This window comes from Halostella pelagica, from assembly GCF_004762015.1.
Lineage (GTDB): Archaea > Halobacteriota > Halobacteria > Halobacteriales > Natronoarchaeaceae > Halostella > Halostella pelagica.
Window position 1 is genome coordinate 693842 of sequence record NZ_SJES01000001.1, and the last position, 15264, is coordinate 709105.

Annotated in this window: 14 protein-coding genes; 11 read left to right on the plus strand and 3 right to left on the minus strand. The window is 64.7% G+C overall.

The features are described from left to right. Positions 1-52: 52 nt before the first annotated feature. On the minus strand, positions 53-412 hold the full coding sequence (locus EYW42_RS03485; RefSeq protein ID WP_135533861.1) for a cell division protein SepF: 360 nt from the start codon (positions 410-412) through the stop codon (positions 53-55). Positions 413-567: 155 nt separating this feature from the next. Here EYW42_RS03485 and EYW42_RS03490 point away from each other — a divergent pair, with 155 nt between their 5' ends. Genes EYW42_RS03490 through EYW42_RS19395 form a run of 3 tightly spaced genes read left to right on the plus strand, consistent with a single transcriptional unit; the run spans position 568 to position 2275 of the window. Continuing rightward, positions 568-1278 carry a DUF1028 domain-containing protein gene (locus EYW42_RS03490; protein WP_135533862.1) on the plus strand — a complete coding sequence of 237 codons (711 nt, stop codon included), beginning with the start codon at positions 568-570 and terminating at the stop codon, positions 1276-1278. A 40-nt stretch (positions 1279-1318) separates the two neighbouring features. Further along, positions 1319-2065: a DUF7537 family lipoprotein gene (locus EYW42_RS03495; RefSeq protein WP_135533863.1), complete on the plus strand. Its 747-nt coding sequence runs from the start codon at positions 1319-1321 to the stop codon at positions 2063-2065. 3 nt (positions 2066-2068) lie between these two features. Then, positions 2069-2275, plus strand: a complete 207-nt coding sequence (locus EYW42_RS19395) for a hypothetical protein (RefSeq protein WP_161972903.1) — start codon at positions 2069-2071, stop codon at positions 2273-2275. A 158-nt stretch (positions 2276-2433) separates the two neighbouring features. On the opposite strand, the gene EYW42_RS03500 is transcribed toward EYW42_RS19395, so the two are convergent. Further along, positions 2434-2913 carry an RNA-binding protein gene (locus tag EYW42_RS03500; protein WP_135533864.1) on the minus strand — a complete coding sequence of 160 codons (480 nt, stop codon included), beginning with the start codon at positions 2911-2913 and terminating at the stop codon, positions 2434-2436. A 147-nt stretch (positions 2914-3060) separates the two neighbouring features. On the opposite strand from EYW42_RS03500, the gene EYW42_RS03505 reads away from it, so the two are divergent. The 7 genes from EYW42_RS03505 (at position 3061) to EYW42_RS03535 (ending at position 11382) form a co-directional block, all read left to right on the plus strand. After that, positions 3061-3357 carry a DUF7562 family protein gene (locus EYW42_RS03505; protein ID WP_135533865.1) on the plus strand — a complete coding sequence of 99 codons (297 nt, stop codon included), beginning with the start codon at positions 3061-3063 and terminating at the stop codon, positions 3355-3357. Positions 3358-3583: 226 nt separating this feature from the next. Continuing rightward, positions 3584-4870: an RNB domain-containing ribonuclease gene (locus EYW42_RS03510; protein ID WP_135533866.1), complete on the plus strand. Its 1287-nt coding sequence runs from the start codon at positions 3584-3586 to the stop codon at positions 4868-4870. 503 nt (positions 4871-5373) lie between these two features. Beyond that, positions 5374-6831 carry a sulfatase gene (locus tag EYW42_RS03515; protein ID WP_135533867.1) on the plus strand — a complete coding sequence of 486 codons (1458 nt, stop codon included), beginning with the start codon at positions 5374-5376 and terminating at the stop codon, positions 6829-6831. Between the two features lie 77 nt (positions 6832-6908). Then, a complete protein-coding gene (locus EYW42_RS03520; protein ID WP_135533868.1) occupies positions 6909-7091 on the plus strand; it encodes a DUF1450 domain-containing protein in 183 nt (60 codons plus the stop codon). Continuing rightward, complete coding sequence (locus EYW42_RS03525; RefSeq protein ID WP_135533869.1) at positions 7088-8671, plus strand: sulfatase; 1584 nt, start codon at positions 7088-7090, stop codon at positions 8669-8671. The genes EYW42_RS03520 and EYW42_RS03525 overlap by 4 nt, the downstream gene beginning before the upstream one ends. Beyond that, a complete protein-coding gene (locus EYW42_RS03530; RefSeq protein ID WP_135533870.1) occupies positions 8671-9126 on the plus strand; it encodes a DUF2243 domain-containing protein in 456 nt (151 codons plus the stop codon). Before EYW42_RS03525 ends, EYW42_RS03530 begins: the two co-directional genes overlap by 1 nt. Positions 9127-9282: 156 nt before the next feature. Beyond that, entirely contained in the window at positions 9283-11382 is a 2100-nt protein-coding gene (locus tag EYW42_RS03535; RefSeq protein ID WP_135533871.1) for a hybrid sensor histidine kinase/response regulator, read from the plus strand. A 63-nt stretch (positions 11383-11445) separates the two neighbouring features. Here EYW42_RS03535 and EYW42_RS03540 read toward each other — a convergent pair whose 3' ends face one another. Beyond that, positions 11446-14103 carry an efflux RND transporter permease subunit gene (locus tag EYW42_RS03540; protein ID WP_135533872.1) on the minus strand — a complete coding sequence of 886 codons (2658 nt, stop codon included), beginning with the start codon at positions 14101-14103 and terminating at the stop codon, positions 11446-11448. 222 nt (positions 14104-14325) lie between these two features. Between EYW42_RS03540 and EYW42_RS03545 the strand changes: the two genes are divergently transcribed. After that, positions 14326-15087 carry a TrmB family transcriptional regulator gene (locus tag EYW42_RS03545; protein ID WP_135533873.1) on the plus strand — a complete coding sequence of 254 codons (762 nt, stop codon included), beginning with the start codon at positions 14326-14328 and terminating at the stop codon, positions 15085-15087. Positions 15088-15264 lie beyond the last annotated feature (177 nt).

Below are 15264 nucleotides of genomic sequence, written 5' to 3' on the forward strand. Positions count from 1 at the left end.
TCGACCGCGTTTTCGGTTCCACAGGGCAGAAAGAACGCTGCGCGAGCGACGGTTATCGCGTGCCGAGTTTCTCGCGACTGATGCTGACGCCGGTCGGCGTGACGATGATCTGGTCGTCGCCTTTCTGGACGATGTCGCCGCCGACTTCCTCGGCGACCTGCCGAAGTTCGTCGGTGATATGCTCGACCGTCGGGTCCTCCGTCCGGAGACGAGTGATGTCAGCAATGATAAGGTCCCCGTCGTAGACGGCGTCTTTGATGTCTATCACGTCTTCTTTGCCCGCTATCTCGGCGATATGAACTTCCATCGCCGCCTCGCTCGTTCCGGCGTCGAAGTCATCAGGGTTGAGTTCGACGTAATCCCCAGTCGAGCGACTATTGCGGTCGCCGAGTATCTTACTCATGAGTCCCATAGGGAAACACCTCCGGCGGAGCGAGTATAGTTCTTACGTCAGACACGCCGACGAAGCGTGCGTCGGCCGCCTCCGAAACCGGGGTCGTGTAGCCGACTCCGGCGGCGACTTTCCGGAAGACCGATCTTTTTGATGAACCGGTGTCAGTGATCGGTATGACCTTCAGCATCTGCGTGAAAGAGCGGTTCGAGGACGAGAGCGGAGACGAGCAGACCCGGTTCGGCGTCGCTGTCACGACGCGGCTTCCGGGCGTCGGGACGCTCTGTCCGTTCGCCAGCGAGAACGGGGCCGTCGCCACGCAGAGCCTCGTCAACGTCGAACTCGGGCGGAAAGGCGTCGAATACCTCGACGACGGGCTGGCGGTCGAAGACGCGCTCGAATCGCTGCTGAACGCGGACGACGGACGGGAGGGTCGTCAGTTACACGGCGTGGACGCGGACGGGACCTTCGCCTTCTCCGGCGAGGAGTGCGGGGACTGGTACGGGCACGTCGAGGGGGAGAACTACACCGTCGCGGGGAACCTGCTCACGGGCGAGGACGTCATCACCGAGACGGCGGCCGCGTACGAGGCGGGCCGTGACGAGGACCGACCGCTCGCAGAACGCCTGATCGACGCGCTTGCCGCCGGCCACGCCGAGGGCGGCGACAAGCGCGAGGACCTCCACGTCCAGAGCGCGGCGCTGCTCGTCGAGACGACCGCCGACCCCGTCGTCGAACCGTACTACGACGACCTGCGGGTCGACGCGACGGAGACGCCGATAGAGGACCTGCGCGAGACCTACGAGTATGCCGTCGAGGGGTACGAGATGGCCATGGACCGCTACGAGGACGCATACGACGAGGACAGCATAGACGGGACGGAGTAACTGAGAAGGTACAAACCGATCGTCTTCGTACCGGCTGGCAATGGCCCCTCACCGACGAGCCCTCGCGGTCGCAGTACTGCTCCTGTTCGCCGGCTGTAACGGCGCGCTACTCGACGGCGGCGACGGCTTCGACGCCGAGACGCCGTCGCTCTCGGAGTTCGACTATCCCGACGGGTACGACGAGGACGGCGTCCCGAACGGAACGGTGGCGGCCGAGACGCACTGGGACCGGCTTGCCGCGACGGGCGGTGTCGTCAACGCGACGCAGACGTTCGACGGCGGCGGGACCGCCAGAACGGTCATCCGCATCGACGCCGAGCGGGAGCGGATCTACAGTCGCCAGCATCGGGGCGGCGACACCTCGCAGGAGACGTTCTACTGGGGCGGAACACTATACCGCCACTTCGATGGCACCGTTCACACCGACGCCATCACGTACGAGGAGGCGAACTACCGGGCGCAGGCCGGTCTGCTGCGCACAGTCGGCATACTCAACTTCTCGGCGGCGAGGACCGTCGTCGTCGACGGGACGCCCGCTGTCCGCTACGAGGTAACGGAAGTCGATAGGCGGATCGGAGACATCGCCGACAATGTCGAGTCGGTGTCCGGGGAACTCGTCGTCGACGAGGAAGGTACCATTCACCAGTTCGAGTACCGGATATCGATCGACGAGGGCGGCGAGAGCCGGACGGTAGCCGGCACGTACGAGGTGGAGTCGTACGGCGAGACGACCGTCGAGAACCCGGACTGGATGGCGGACTCCGAACAGGCGGACGAGAGAGCGTGAGATGTGACGGGTTCTCACGTCGCGGTCATCGGGCGGAACGCCGGCCATCTCGCAGTGTCGCCGCTACCGACGGTCCAGCGCCGCTCCGAGCGCGACTCCGACACCTATCCCGACGGCGACGCCGAGCGCGATCTGATCGGTGGCCGCGCCGAGCGCTACCCCGATGCCCGCCCCGATAGCGATCCCAGCACCGACCCTCGACTGGTCTGACCCGTCCTCTTCAGGGCTCATTACCGACCCGTTCGTCGTCCGCGCACATAGCATCACCTCCCGGACGGATCGCTACGGAGCGAAGTATACTGACAGACGAAAAAGAGCCCGCGGATGGGAGCGCGGCGCGAGGTCGCCGACGAGAAAATAGGTCGCGATTAGATCGCGAACTCGTAGAGGTCGTCGCCGACGTGGTGGATCGATTCGACGACTTTCCCGCTGTCGCCGACCATATCCGCGCCGGCGGTCTGGGCGCGGCCGATGGCAAGCACCTTACCGTGAGACTCCTCGGCGATAGCGACGAGGTCGCCCGACTCGATGTCCTCGTCGGCCTCGACGATGCCCGGCCGCATCACGTCCGCACCGTCGCTGACGAACGAGACGGCACCGGCGTCGACAGTGACGACGCGGTTTTCCGGCGGGTACTCGTTCGCGCCGCGAACGGTGAGGAAGGGTTCGCCGTCCACGTAGACGACCGCCGGTTCGCCGTCGACGAGAACGAGTTCGTCGTCGCTGTTCTCGAACTCCACGAGTTCGTACGCGTCGCCGTCGATCTCTACGTCGAGTTGGGCGGCGACGTTGTCCTCGATCTCGTCTATTTCGTCGCTGCGGAGGTGGTGCCGGGACTTGACCTGCATGAACGGTGGATCCACCGCGGCGCGCATAAATCGACCGTTCCGGGGCGGCGACGCGAGGCCGTCGCGAAGTCGGGGACAGGTAAAGGTCGTTACCGGGGACTGACACACTCGAAAAGGGCTAAGTAAATCCCGGCCTACTGTCGTAGTATGTGGTCCTCCCGGAAGAACCGGGACGAGATGGAGACCTGCATCGCCTGCGGGGACTCGATCCCCCGGTCCGACGCGCGGGAATACGACAAGTACGGCGACCGCTGGGACCGAGAGGGTAAGGAGTTCGAGTACCTCTGTAAACCCTGTTACCGCGAACTCTGTCACCAGCCGCGAGACGAACTCGAAGGACTGCTCGTCGAGGTAGACGCCGGCGAGCACCCCAGAGAGCGGTTTCTTGAGTGGTACAGCGCGACCGTCGAGGACCGCTACGGGACACTCGAAGAGGAACAGTAGAGGGATCGACGCGTTCACGACGGGCTTTTTCGGGCCTCACCGAGCCAGAGGCGTTCGATAGCGCCGTCGCTGACGTAGTACACGGCGAGGGCGTCCATCGGTTCGTCGAGACCGATCATGCTTCGCGCAGCCGATGTACTCGTTATCGTTGGAGTGTGTGGGCCGCCGATAGTTGCCGTCGATAGCTACCCGATAGGTTAACTGTGCGACCCCCGTAGCCCCGGGCATGAGCGATACACAAGCCGAGGCGGGCACCGCCGAGGCGCAGGGACCTGTGGAGATCGACGAGGAGATGGCCCGCCATCTGGAGAACAAGCGGGAGGAACTCTTCGAGAAGTTCGAGATCCGCGACGCGTTCCCGTCGGAAGTGCTTGAGGAAGCCGAGGAGCGCACCGAAGGGATCCAGCAGGAGATCGCCGACGAGGTGGACGAGCGCGAGGACCTGCGGGAGATGCCGACCTGGACCATCGACCCGATAGACGCACAGGACTTCGACGACGCGATCAGCATCGAGACGCGCGAGGACGAATACGTGCTGTGTGTCCACATCGCGGACGTGACTCACTACGTCAACCCGGACACCGCGATGTGGGACGAGGCCGTCGAGCGGGGCAACACCGTCTACCTGCCGGGCTACACGGTCCACATGCTCCCGCCGGTGCTGGCCGAGACCGTCTGTTCGCTCGTCCCGAACGAGGACCGCCTCGCTCACACCGTCGAGATGCACCTCGACAAGGAGACGCTCTCATACGAGACCATCGACATCTACAAGTCCGTCATCGAGAGCGACGAGCGACTCACCTACACCGAGGCGGAGAACCGGCTGGACGCCCCGGATTCGCCGCTCCACGGGAAGATATCGGACGTGTTCGACCTGGCCGACCGGATGCACGAACAGCGCAAGGAGGAAGGGAGTCTCGTCCTCAACCCGCGCCGGGACCGCGCTCACACCATCATCGAGGAGTGCATGCTGAAGGCGAACAAGGCGGTCACGCACGAACTCATGTGGGACCGCGGCGTCGAGGCGATGTACCGCGTCCACCCCCAGCCAAGCCCCGACGAGTGGGACGAGGCGCTCCGGGAGATCCAGGACCTGAACGGCGTTTCTATCCCGGGCGAAGCCTGGGAAGACCCGCGGATAGCCGTCAACGCGACGCTGGAGGAGGCACCCGCCCGGCAACTGGACAAGATCCAGTGGGCTGTGATGAAGGTGATGCCGCGCGCGAAGTACATGAACGACCCGTTCGGCGGACACCACGCGCTGAACTTCGAGATATACGGCCACTTCACCAGCCCGATCCGGCGGTTGTCCGACCTCATCAACCACTGGATCGTCTACACGAACGACGTTCCCGAGGACCTCATCGCGCTCTGCGACCGGGCGTCCGACCGCCAGAAAGAGGCGGAGTCCTGCGAGCGTGAGTACAAGGACTTCCTCCAAGAAGTCGGTCTCGACCCGGACGCCGTCAACAGTCGCGGGATCGAAGTAGTCGAGGACGACGAGGCGGCCTGACGCCGGGACGGTAGCGGACCAGCTTTCGTCCGTAGGAATGGCTCTAGCCGGTAGCGGACCGGCACTCGTCGGTAGCAACCGGGGCCAAGCAGAGCCGATCGAACGCTGGCGAGCGGACACGACATCGCTGGATCGGTCAGACCCGACGAGTTCGGATTTTCCGGCCTCCTGCCGAGGAGTAGTGCCGACCGCGAACGCCGTCGGCTGGGGACACGGGGTAGCGAGACCGGGTAGACGGGTCGAATATCTGACGCATGACTGCAGTACGGCTGACAGAACGGATCGTAGCTGTCGCGGCCTGAGACGCCGATTAATCGCCGGTTTCCCGGGTCCCTCTCCACGCCGATATGTTCTCAGACGCGACGACGACGGCCAGAGCGACGCGAAATCACCCCCCGGCACCCATATCAGATATATTATTAACTGATAATCACAGGCGTCGTACCCGATATCTGGCACGTGGCAAAAATATTAACCGTGGGATTCTCATATCTGATAACGAAATGGGTGGGGGGACAAACGTAGTGCTCGTCGTCGCGGACACGACGAGATACGACGATGCACTGACCGCGGAAGTGGCACCGAACATCACCGAACTTGGGAATGAGGGGACGACGTTCACGCAGGCCATCTCGCCTGCACCGTGGACGCTCCCCTCGCATGGGTCGCTGTTCACTGGAACGTACCCGTCGAAACACGGCGCGCACGCTGGACACGAACGGCTGGAAGACCGGTACCCGACGCTGCCGGAACTGTTCCGGTCTGCCGGCTACGATACCGCCGGAGTGTCGGGGAACACCTGGGTCAGCCAGGAAGGCGGGTTCGCCCGCGGGTTCGACGAGTTCCACCAGACCTGGCAGTTCGTGCAGTCGGAGACGGCGATGGGCGAACTGGTCGAGGTCACCGAGGAGAGCCGAGTCCGGGCCGTCGGGCGGAAGCTGTTCGACGGCAACCCGCTGACGAACGCCGCCAACGCCGTCTACCGGACGCTCGTCCGAGAGCGCGGCGACGAGGGGGCCGAACGCGCGACCGACTGGATCGAGAACTGGGTCGGTGAGCGGGACGGCGACGACCCGTTTTTCCTGTTCGCCAACTACCTCGAACCGCATCTAGAGTATCGGCCGCCGAAGCGACTGGCCGAGCGGTTCTTGCCTGACGGCGTCTCCTACGCGGAGGCGATGGACGTGCCCCAAGAGCCCTGGGAGTATCTCGCCGGGACTCTCGAACTGAGCGACCGTGACCTGACGGTCCTGCGGGCGCTCTACCGGGCGGAGATAGCGTACCTCGACGAACACGTCGGCAGGGTTCGGGACGCCCTGAAAGCCGCGGGAGAGTGGGACGACACCGTCTTCGTTCTTGTCGGCGATCACGGGGAGAACCTCGGCGAACACGGTCTGATGGACCACCAGTACTGCCTCTACGACACGCTGTTGCACGTCCCACTCGTCGCCAGCGGGGGCGCGTTCGACGGCCGGGGAGAGGACGACCGCCTGGTCAGCCTCGCCGATGTCGCGCCGACGCTGCTGGACGCCGCCGACGTCCCGGCGACGACGGCGCGCCGGGAGTTCCAGGGGCAGTCGTTTCATCCGGACGCCGACGCCGAACGCCACGAGTACGTGTTCGCGGAGTACGTCCAACCGCAACCGTCGATGGAGGCGCTGGAGGAACACGTCGACGACCTGCCGGCGCACGTGTACGAGTACGACCGCTCGCTCCGGGCCGTCCGCTCGTCGGAGTTCAAGTTCGTCCGTGGGTCAGACGGGTCGCGCCAGTTGTACGACGTCGTCGACGACCCGGGGGAGACGAACGACCTCGTCCGACAGCGCCCGGAGCGGGCCGACTCGATGGAAACGGTTCTCGACGACTGGCTCCGCTCGTTCGAGTCGGCCGACACCGACGCCGACGTCGCTATCGAGGGCGACCGCAAGGCACAGTTAGAGCAACTCGGCTACCTGCAGTGACGTTCGGGCCGGAAGCCCGGCCGTCTGTAGCGAGTTGGTAAGTACCGTTTTACTTCCGGGCGTGAACCGTCGTCACTGTGATCGAGTACTGCCTGAACAACGTCGACGAGCGGACGAGACGCCTGCTTACTGACAGAGACGATACGCGGGAGGCGTCCTGTCTCGACCACTGCGGCAGGTGTTATCGGGACTCGTTTCTCGTCGTCGACGGAACGGTGGAAACGGGGTCGGACCACGAGGCGATACTCGACCAGCGATGAACGTCCTGTTGCTCTCTATCGATAGCCTCCGCCGGGACTTTCTCACGGCGTATCGCGACACGCCGCTCTGTCTCGACTACGGCGTGGAGACGGACAATCTGGACCGCTTCGCCGAGAAAGCGATCACCTTCGACAACCACTACGCGGGGAGTCTCCCCTGCATGCCCGCCCGCCGGGAGTGGCTGGCCGGCGTTCAGGAGTTCCTCTGGCGTCCGTGGGGGCCGATGGAGGCCTACGACGACTCGCTGGCGGAACTGACCCGCGAGGCAGGAGCGCTGACGCACCTGATCACGGACCACTTCCACTACTTCCAGCACGGCAGCCACGGCTACTACGAGGACTTCAACGGCTTCGATTTCCTCCGCGGGCACGAGTACGACGCTTGGCGCACCGCGCCGCGCGACCCCGACGACCGCCTGTATCGCCAGTCCGCGGATCCCGAGACTGACCCGCCCCACGGCGTCGGCTACGTGAACCGGACGAACTACGCCCGCAACGCCGAGGCGCTGGGTCTCGGCGACCCGGACGCCGACGAGGAGAAGTTCTTCGGCCCGCGCGTGCTTTCGCGGACGGAAGAGTGGGTCGGCGACCACGACGACTGGGACCAGTGGTTCTGCTACGTCGACAGCTTCGACGTACACGAACCGTTCCACTGTCCGGAGCCGTACGCCTCGATGTACACCGACGAGGACCCGGCTGACCCGGACCTGCCGTTCTGGCCCTACTACGGCCCGGTCGACGAGGGACAGAGTGAACTGTCCGAACGGGAACTCGACTTCGCCCGCGCGCAGTTCGCCGGGAAGGTGACGATGGTCGACCGCTGGTTCGGCCGCGTCATGGACGCCCTGGACGAGGGCGACCGCTGGGACGACACGGCGGTGATCGTCACCAGCGACCACGGCTTTTTCCTCGGCGACCACGGCTGGGTCGGAAAGAACGAACCGCCGTGTTACGACGTCCTCGCCAACACGCCGCTTTTCGTCTGGCATCCGGACAGCCCCCGGACCGGCGAACGCGTCGACGCGCTCACGTCCGCCGTCGACCTCTACGCCACGGTGCTGGAGGCGATGGACGCGACAGTGCCCGACGGAACCCACAGTCGAAGCCTCGCGCCGCTGATCCGCGGCGACGCCGAGGACCACCGCGACTACGCGCTGTACGGCTACTGGGGAACCTCGGTCAACGTCACCGACGGACGCTACACCTACATGCACCCCTGTGTCCCCGATGAGCCGACAGACTGCTTCTCCACCGAGATGATGAACGCGCGGCAGTTCGCCGTGCCGCGACAGCCGAAAACGGACGCCGAGGCCGGTCCGTTCCTGCCGTACACCGACTCGCCGGTGTGGCGGTACGACGCGCCGTCGACCCAGCAGAACGAGGCTCCCCTGCTGTTCGACACGGAGGCCGACCCCGAACAGACAGAGAACCTCGCCGCGGGGGCCGGTCCGGGCACGGACGAGACGAGCGGCGACGATGGAGCGAGCGACCAGACGGAGCGGATGCGCGGCCTCCTCGTCGACGCGCTAGACGACTACGACGCGCCCGACAGCCAGTACGAGCGCATGGGACTGGACTGATGGGCGAGCGAGGCAGACTCGTGTTCGGCGGGGCCGTCGCCGGATTCGGCCTCGGTGGGGTCCTCGACGTTCTCGTCTTCCATCATCTCCTGGGGACCCACCACCTGCTGTCGAACTACCGCGACCCGGGGACGCTGTCCGGACTTCAGTGGAACGTGTTCTGGGATGGCGCGTTCGCGCTGGCGATGCTCGCCGTCGCGGTGGCCGGTTCGGCCGTCGCGTGGGGGACGGCCAACCGCTCCGACGAGCCGCTGTCACCGCGACGACTCGTCGGAAGCGCACTTGTCGGCGCAGGGCTGTTCAACCTCTTCGACGGCACCGTTGACCACTACGTGCTCGAACTGCACCACGTCGTCCACGGGACGACACACTGGGACCCGCATTGGGTGCTTGCCAGCGTGCTGTTGCTGGCGGGCGGGGCCGCAGTTCTCGGCGCGGGCGAGAACAGTCGGTGACGCTTGTCTTCTGTCGGGAACAGTTAACTCCTCTGAAAGGAATTCTGAACCGAACGGTGAGAGAGACGAAAAAGCCGGAGGTCATTGCTCGTAGATGCAACGCCGGCAGTTCGAGCTGTCACAATGGTTTTGTGATCGCGCTTGAACACTAGTGTGATGAGTGGCTCAATTCGGATCCTCCACGTTGACGACGATCCGAAGTTTGCAGACCTAACAGCGACCTTTCTCGAACGCGAGGACGACCGGTTTACCGTCGAAACGGCGACGAGCGCGACCGACGGACTGGACCGACTCACCGAGGAAACCGATTGCATCGTTAGCGACTACGAGATGCCGGTGACGAACGGTATCGAGTTTCTCGAAGCCGTCCGCGACGAGTACCCGGATCTGCCGTTCATTCTGTTCACGGGCAAAGGCAACGAGGAAGTTGCCAGCGATGCGATCTCAGCGGGCGTTACCGACTATCTCCAGAAGCAGTCCGGCACGCAACAGTACGAACTACTCGGCAATCAGATCTCGAACGCCGTCGAGGCGTATCACTCGAAGCGGTCGTTGACGACGGATGAAACGACCGTCGAAGCAGAATCACTTTCCGCGGACGGCGACCGCGCCCCGTACAGATCCGCCGGCCCACGCCCGACTGATTCCGCCGGGGATCGCATCGGCCTCGTGGGTCCCGGGCGTGATATCTCCGCGCGCCGGGAACGCGAACTCGATCTGAAACGCCAGAAACGGCAGTTCGAGGCCGTCTTCAACAACCCGGTCTCGTTCGTTGGGATCCTAGATCCCGACGGCCGGGTCAGGCGGGCCAACGAACCGGCACGAGACTTCATCGACGTTCCGGTCGGCGAGATCGTCGGAGAGCCGTTCTGGGAGACGTCGTGGTGGGATCACTCGACGGAGCTACAGACCGATATTCAGGAGCGGATCGACCGCGCCGCCGACGGCGAGGTCATCCGATTCGACGCCGACCACTACGGACCGGACGGCGAAAGAGTCGTGATGGACGGGATGGTGTATCCGGTGACCGATACCGACGGTCGCGTCACGGCGATCGTCGCGACCGGCCGTGATATTACCGAGCAGAGAGAACGCGAGCACGTCCTCAAGAAGATACAGGAGGTAACCGCTGACGCGGACCGGTCGTTTACCGAACAGGTCGACGAGTTGCTCTCGATCGGTCGCGACGCGCTCGGTATGGCGTACGGGACCTTCTCGCGCATCGACGGCGACAACTACGTTATCGAGGCGATACGAGGGCCCCCAGGAGCGCCGGACCCCGGCCATTCGATGTCGCTCTCCGAAACGGTTTGCGAACGGACGGTGCGGAACGAGGAGACGGTCGTCATCGAGGATCTCGAACAAGAGAGGCCGGAGTCGAGCGACCGGGCCGAGTTTCTGGAGGCCGCCTGTTACATCGGGACGCCGGTGACCGCCGCAGGGGACGTGTACGGGACGCTGTGTTTCGCCGACGAGAGACCAGCCGACGAGTTCTCCGAATGGGAAATCACAGTTGTCGACCTGATAACCCAGTGGGTGAGTTACGAACTCACTCGCCAGAAGACGCAGGACCGGCTCAAACAGCAGAACGAACGGCTGGAGAGGTTCGCAAGCATCGTCAGCCACGACCTCCGGAACCCGTTGAACGTGGCCGAGGGACGACTCGAGTTGGCTCGGACGGAGTGCGAAAGCGAACATTTGGACGACCTGGCGCAGGCGCTGGACCGGATGAGTGCGCTGGTCGACGACATCCTGGCGCTCGCACGGGAAGGCGAGCGGGTAAGTGAGACGGAAGCGGTCGATCTCGCGGCGCTTAGCGAAACCTGCTGGCGGAACGTCGAAACGCCCGGGGCGACGCTCGTCACCGACACCGACCGGACGATCCGGGCCGACCGTAGCCGACTCCAGCAACTCCTGGAGAACCTCGTGCGAAACGCCGTTGAACACAGTTCAGCCAGCAGTCGGCCAGCGGCCGACGATGCCGTAGACCACGGCGGCGAGAGCGTGGTCGTTACGATCGGCGATCTCGACGGCGACACCGGCTTCTACGTCGCAGACGACGGCCCAGGGATCCCCGAGGACGAACGCGAGAAGGTGTTCGAGAGCGGGTACTCGACATCGGACGAAGGCATCGGGTTCGGCCTCTCGATCGTCGGAGAGATCGCCAAGGCCCACGGCTGGGTGAGCAGCGTGACCGAAAGCGACGAAGGCGGAGCGAGGTTCGAGATCGCGGACGTCGAACTCGCCGAGGAGTAGAGTCACCGACCCAAGGACCGACGCCCAAGCGTCGTCAGTGTGAGTGGCGTCCGTCCAGTGCTATCACTGCCGGGACTGCCAGCGTGAGCGGGCCCGCTCTCGGAGGACCAGTAGGCTGGGAAGCATAGTGACGACAGCAGCGAAGGCAAAAAGGATGGCCAGCCCGGTCACGAGACCGAACCGCTGCAGCGGCGGCGAGAGCGCGAAGGCGAGGACGCCGAATGCGGCCGCCGTCGTCGCAGCGCTCGCCAGTAGCGTCCCGCCGGTACCGGTGAGCGTACTCCGGACGGCCGCATCGAGCGTATCGTGTTTCTCCCGCTCGTCGACGAACCGTTCGCCGGCGTGGATGCTGTAGTCGACACCGAGTCCGATCGCGAGACTTGTGATCACCGCCGTCTCACTGTTGAACGCGATGCCGAGTACCGACATCGCGCCGAGCAACCACGCCAGCGAGACGACGACCGGCACGAGTACCAGCGCACCGAGCGATAGCGACCGGTAGCGCGCCCAGAACAGGGCGGTCAGGAACACCAGAATCACGACCAGCGTCACCGCGAACGCCTCGACGAGCGTCTCCAGCAGAGCGTCCTGGATCACGGCCGTCGTGACTGTCCCGCCCGTAGCCACCGCGGTGATACCGGACGCATCGGCTTCGATCCGGTCGGCGTACGTTCGAGTGTCCGCCGCGATGGTCTGTGCCGATTCGTCACCCCGTATAGACACCAGCAGCCGTGCCGAGGTGACGGTCCCGCTGTCGTCGCGGCTGAGGACCTGCTGGGCCGTCTCCCGGTCGGCGTCGAACAGCGCCGCGTACACCGCCGAGACGTTATCCTCCGGCAGTCTGTCGCCGTCCCTGTCGTTCTCGTCGACTATCGCCGCGACCGTCTCGTTGTCTGCCGCGACATCCCGGATCGCCGTATGGGGTCCCTCGACGGCCGTCCTCCCGTCGGGCCTGACCTGAATCGAACTCCCGTCCGCGACGCCCTCGCTCGCGTTGTCGAGTGCCGTCAGCACGGCGGGGTCGGTTACATTGCCGCGTATCAGTACCTGTGACTGCCCGTCGTCACCCCGTAGCTGGAAGTTGTCGCTGAGATATTCGAAGTCATCGGCGATAGTGTAGCTGTCGGGTGCCAGCGGTCCCGGGAGGTACTGCGCCCACTCGGGCGCGTCCTGCGGGAGGAAGTCGGCCTGGTTGAACTCCGTGTCGATGGTCGTCGCACCGTACGCGCCCGTCGACGCCAGCAAGACCGCGACGACAACGATAGCGATCGGCGCCCGCAAGGAGAGGGCAGCAAGTCGGTCGAGAACAGCGTTCGCTCGTCCGCTCTCGACCCCGAAGGCGCTCTTCCGCCGATTCCAGCCGATCCGGTTTTCGATGAACCCGTCGACTTCGATCTTCAACGCCGGCAGGAACACGCCGAAGGCGACGAACGTTGCGAAGATCCCACCCGCGCTGAGGACCGCGAAATCGCGGATGGCCGGCAACGGACTGACGACGTTCGAGGCGAACCCGACGGCCGTCGAGACGGTTGCCGCGGCGAGTGCCAGCACGACGCTCCCGAACCCGATCGCCATCGCAGCACGGATGCCCCGGCTCCGAGCCCCGTCGTCGGCTTCTTCATCGACACCGAGTTCGCCCTCCCGAGCCTCGCGGTAGCGCATGACGACGTGCAGCGCGTAGTCGATGCTCAGCCCGATGAGCAGGAACGGGACCGCGATGAGAATGACGTTCATCGGGATAGCGAGCCAGCCCATGATCCCCTGAAGCCACACCAGCACGACACCGATGCCCGCAAACGCCAGCAGGATATCCAGTAGGTCACGGTAGGTGATCGCGAGGACCAGCACGATGAGGACGAGCGCGAACGGCGTGATGATCGCGAAGCTGTCGCCCGTCGCTCGTGAGGAAGCATCGTCGCGGACGCCCTGTCCGAACACGAACGCGTCGTCGAACCGGTCCTGAACCATGCTGTCGATGACCACCTGCGCATCGTAGGCCGCCTGGGGGTCTTCATTCTCTCCGCTGTCGTCTGTCTGTGCGATGAGCGTGAGCCGTGCCTCGGCGTCCGTCTCTCCCGGCTCGTAGCTCCGAGGCAGGAATTCGTAGGGGTCCTGTTCTCCGAGCGCGTCACTCTCCGGGTCAAGGACCTCCGCCAGCAACTGCTCGACTGCTTTCTCGTCCCGGGATTCGAGCGCGTCTATCTGTGTCGCCAGCGACGGCGCGGCAGTCGGCGGCTGGCCGCCGTCCGCCGTCGCTGTCCTGGTGCCGTTCCCGCTCGTCGCCGATCCGTTCCCGCCGGTGTTCGACGACTGACTGTCACTATCGCCGCGGTCCTCGTAGACGGCCGCCGTCGCGACGACGTTTTCGATGCCAATGAACCCCCGCTCGGATAGCGTCTCGTTAAGTGTCCCGTTCGCCCTGATGTCCTGCTGGAGTCGCAGTCCCGCCAGCAACGAGTCGCGAGTGAGTACGTCGCCGCTCTCGTTTCGGACGACCAGTTGCGCGGCGACGCCGTCGTCGCCCCCGTAGTTGCTCCGGACGTACTCCTGAGCGTCCGTCTCCTCCGCGTCGACGTCGAACCCGCCGATGTCCTCCTCGCCCGCGCCGCCGAACGCCGCCCCCGCCGCAACCACACCCGTCACCACCAACACGCCGATGATGACGGACTTGCTGTACGTCGTTATCGTGTCCGCGTACCACTGCGAGAGATCCCCCGCCATACTCAGACCTCTGTTTTACGCCACGGTGGTCGCCCGAACGTCCGCCGCGTTTGAGAGTCGTTTTCGCTCACCTGTGATCACTAGTTAGTCGTGTGTATCTCTCCGCACCATTATTAAGTGTTTGTAGATTTCTACAATATTTATCGACAACGGGTCGGGCGGGTTCGACCGGCATCGCAGGACTCAACGGAAATCGAGGTAAACGTCCCCTGAGGAACACTAATGAGTGAGCGCGAGGCGACCGACGCGTTGCGGACGCTAGGGCTGTCTAACTACGAGGCGCAGGTGTTCGTCGCTCTCCAGAAACTGGGGAGTGGCACCGCACAGGAAGTGAGTCAGCTATCAGAGGTCCCGCGGTCGCAGGTGTACGGAGCGGCCGACAGCCTCGCCGAACAGGGACTCGTCGAAGTCGTCGAAGCGTCGCCGAAAGCGTACCGGCCGGTTGCACTCTCGACGGCGCGCGAACTCCTCACCGAACGCCTCGAACGAGAGACAGCGCGGGCGTTCGACCGCCTCGAATCACTCCGTGCAACAGAGGCCGACCACGGCGAGGGACGGGACGTCTCGGTGCTCCGCGGTCGGCAACCGATCGACGACCGCATCGCCGCGCTGGTTCGGTCTGCCGACCACACCGTCGTCTTCGTCTCGCCGACGGCCGAGTCGATGACGCCGGACATCACGGATGCGCTTCGTGAGGCCGCCGGCGACGACGTCGACGTCACCGTCGTCACCGCAGACCACTCACTTGACGGTCAGTTCGCGTCCGGCCCCGTGAACGTCTTCGTTATGTCCGAGGACAACCCCGCCGACTTCGCCGGACGTGCGCTGATGATCGACGACCGCACCGTGTTACTCGCCGCCGAAACGGAAGACGAACCGGTCGGTGAGGAAGCGGTGTGGACCGGCGACTCCAGCATCGGACGGATCCTCGCAGCGTTCATGCGGTCCGGCATGGAGTCCGGCCGCGAGCGACACGCCGAGTGATCCACCTATCCCCGTAATTCGAACCCCGCGAAGCGCAGGTCAGAGGCGGACTCCGTCACGAACCATGACGAACTCTCGCGTCTCCCAACTGTCGGTTAAATACGGTCCGCCGGCTGTTGAACCGATAGGGGGCGAAGGAATGGACTCACCGGGGAAATGACACTACGGCTAAATCAC

Bases quoted from the DNA above. Each gene is read 5' to 3' on its own strand.
- EYW42_RS03540 (WP_135533872.1), bottom strand. From the start codon at position 14,103: ATGGCGGGGGATCTCTCGCAGTGGTACGCGGACACGATAACGACGTAC.
- EYW42_RS03510 (WP_135533866.1), top strand. From the start codon at position 3,584: ATGAGCGATACACAAGCCGAGGCGGGCACCGCCGAGGCGCAGGGACCT.
- EYW42_RS03495 (WP_135533863.1), top strand. From the start codon at position 1,319: ATGGCCCCTCACCGACGAGCCCTCGCGGTCGCAGTACTGCTCCTGTTC.
- EYW42_RS03535 (WP_135533871.1), top strand. From the start codon at position 9,283: ATGAGTGGCTCAATTCGGATCCTCCACGTTGACGACGATCCGAAGTTT.
- EYW42_RS03515 (WP_135533867.1), top strand. From the start codon at position 5,374: ATGGGTGGGGGGACAAACGTAGTGCTCGTCGTCGCGGACACGACGAGA.
- EYW42_RS03500 (WP_135533864.1), bottom strand. From the start codon at position 2,913: ATGCAGGTCAAGTCCCGGCACCACCTCCGCAGCGACGAAATAGACGAG.
- EYW42_RS03490 (WP_135533862.1), top strand. From the start codon at position 568: ATGACCTTCAGCATCTGCGTGAAAGAGCGGTTCGAGGACGAGAGCGGA.
- EYW42_RS03525 (WP_135533869.1), top strand. From the start codon at position 7,088: ATGAACGTCCTGTTGCTCTCTATCGATAGCCTCCGCCGGGACTTTCTC.
- EYW42_RS03545 (WP_135533873.1), top strand. From the start codon at position 14,326: ATGAGTGAGCGCGAGGCGACCGACGCGTTGCGGACGCTAGGGCTGTCT.
- EYW42_RS03530 (WP_135533870.1), top strand. From the start codon at position 8,671: ATGGGCGAGCGAGGCAGACTCGTGTTCGGCGGGGCCGTCGCCGGATTC.
- EYW42_RS03505 (WP_135533865.1), top strand. From the start codon at position 3,061: ATGTGGTCCTCCCGGAAGAACCGGGACGAGATGGAGACCTGCATCGCC.
- EYW42_RS03485 (WP_135533861.1), bottom strand. From the start codon at position 412: ATGGGACTCATGAGTAAGATACTCGGCGACCGCAATAGTCGCTCGACT.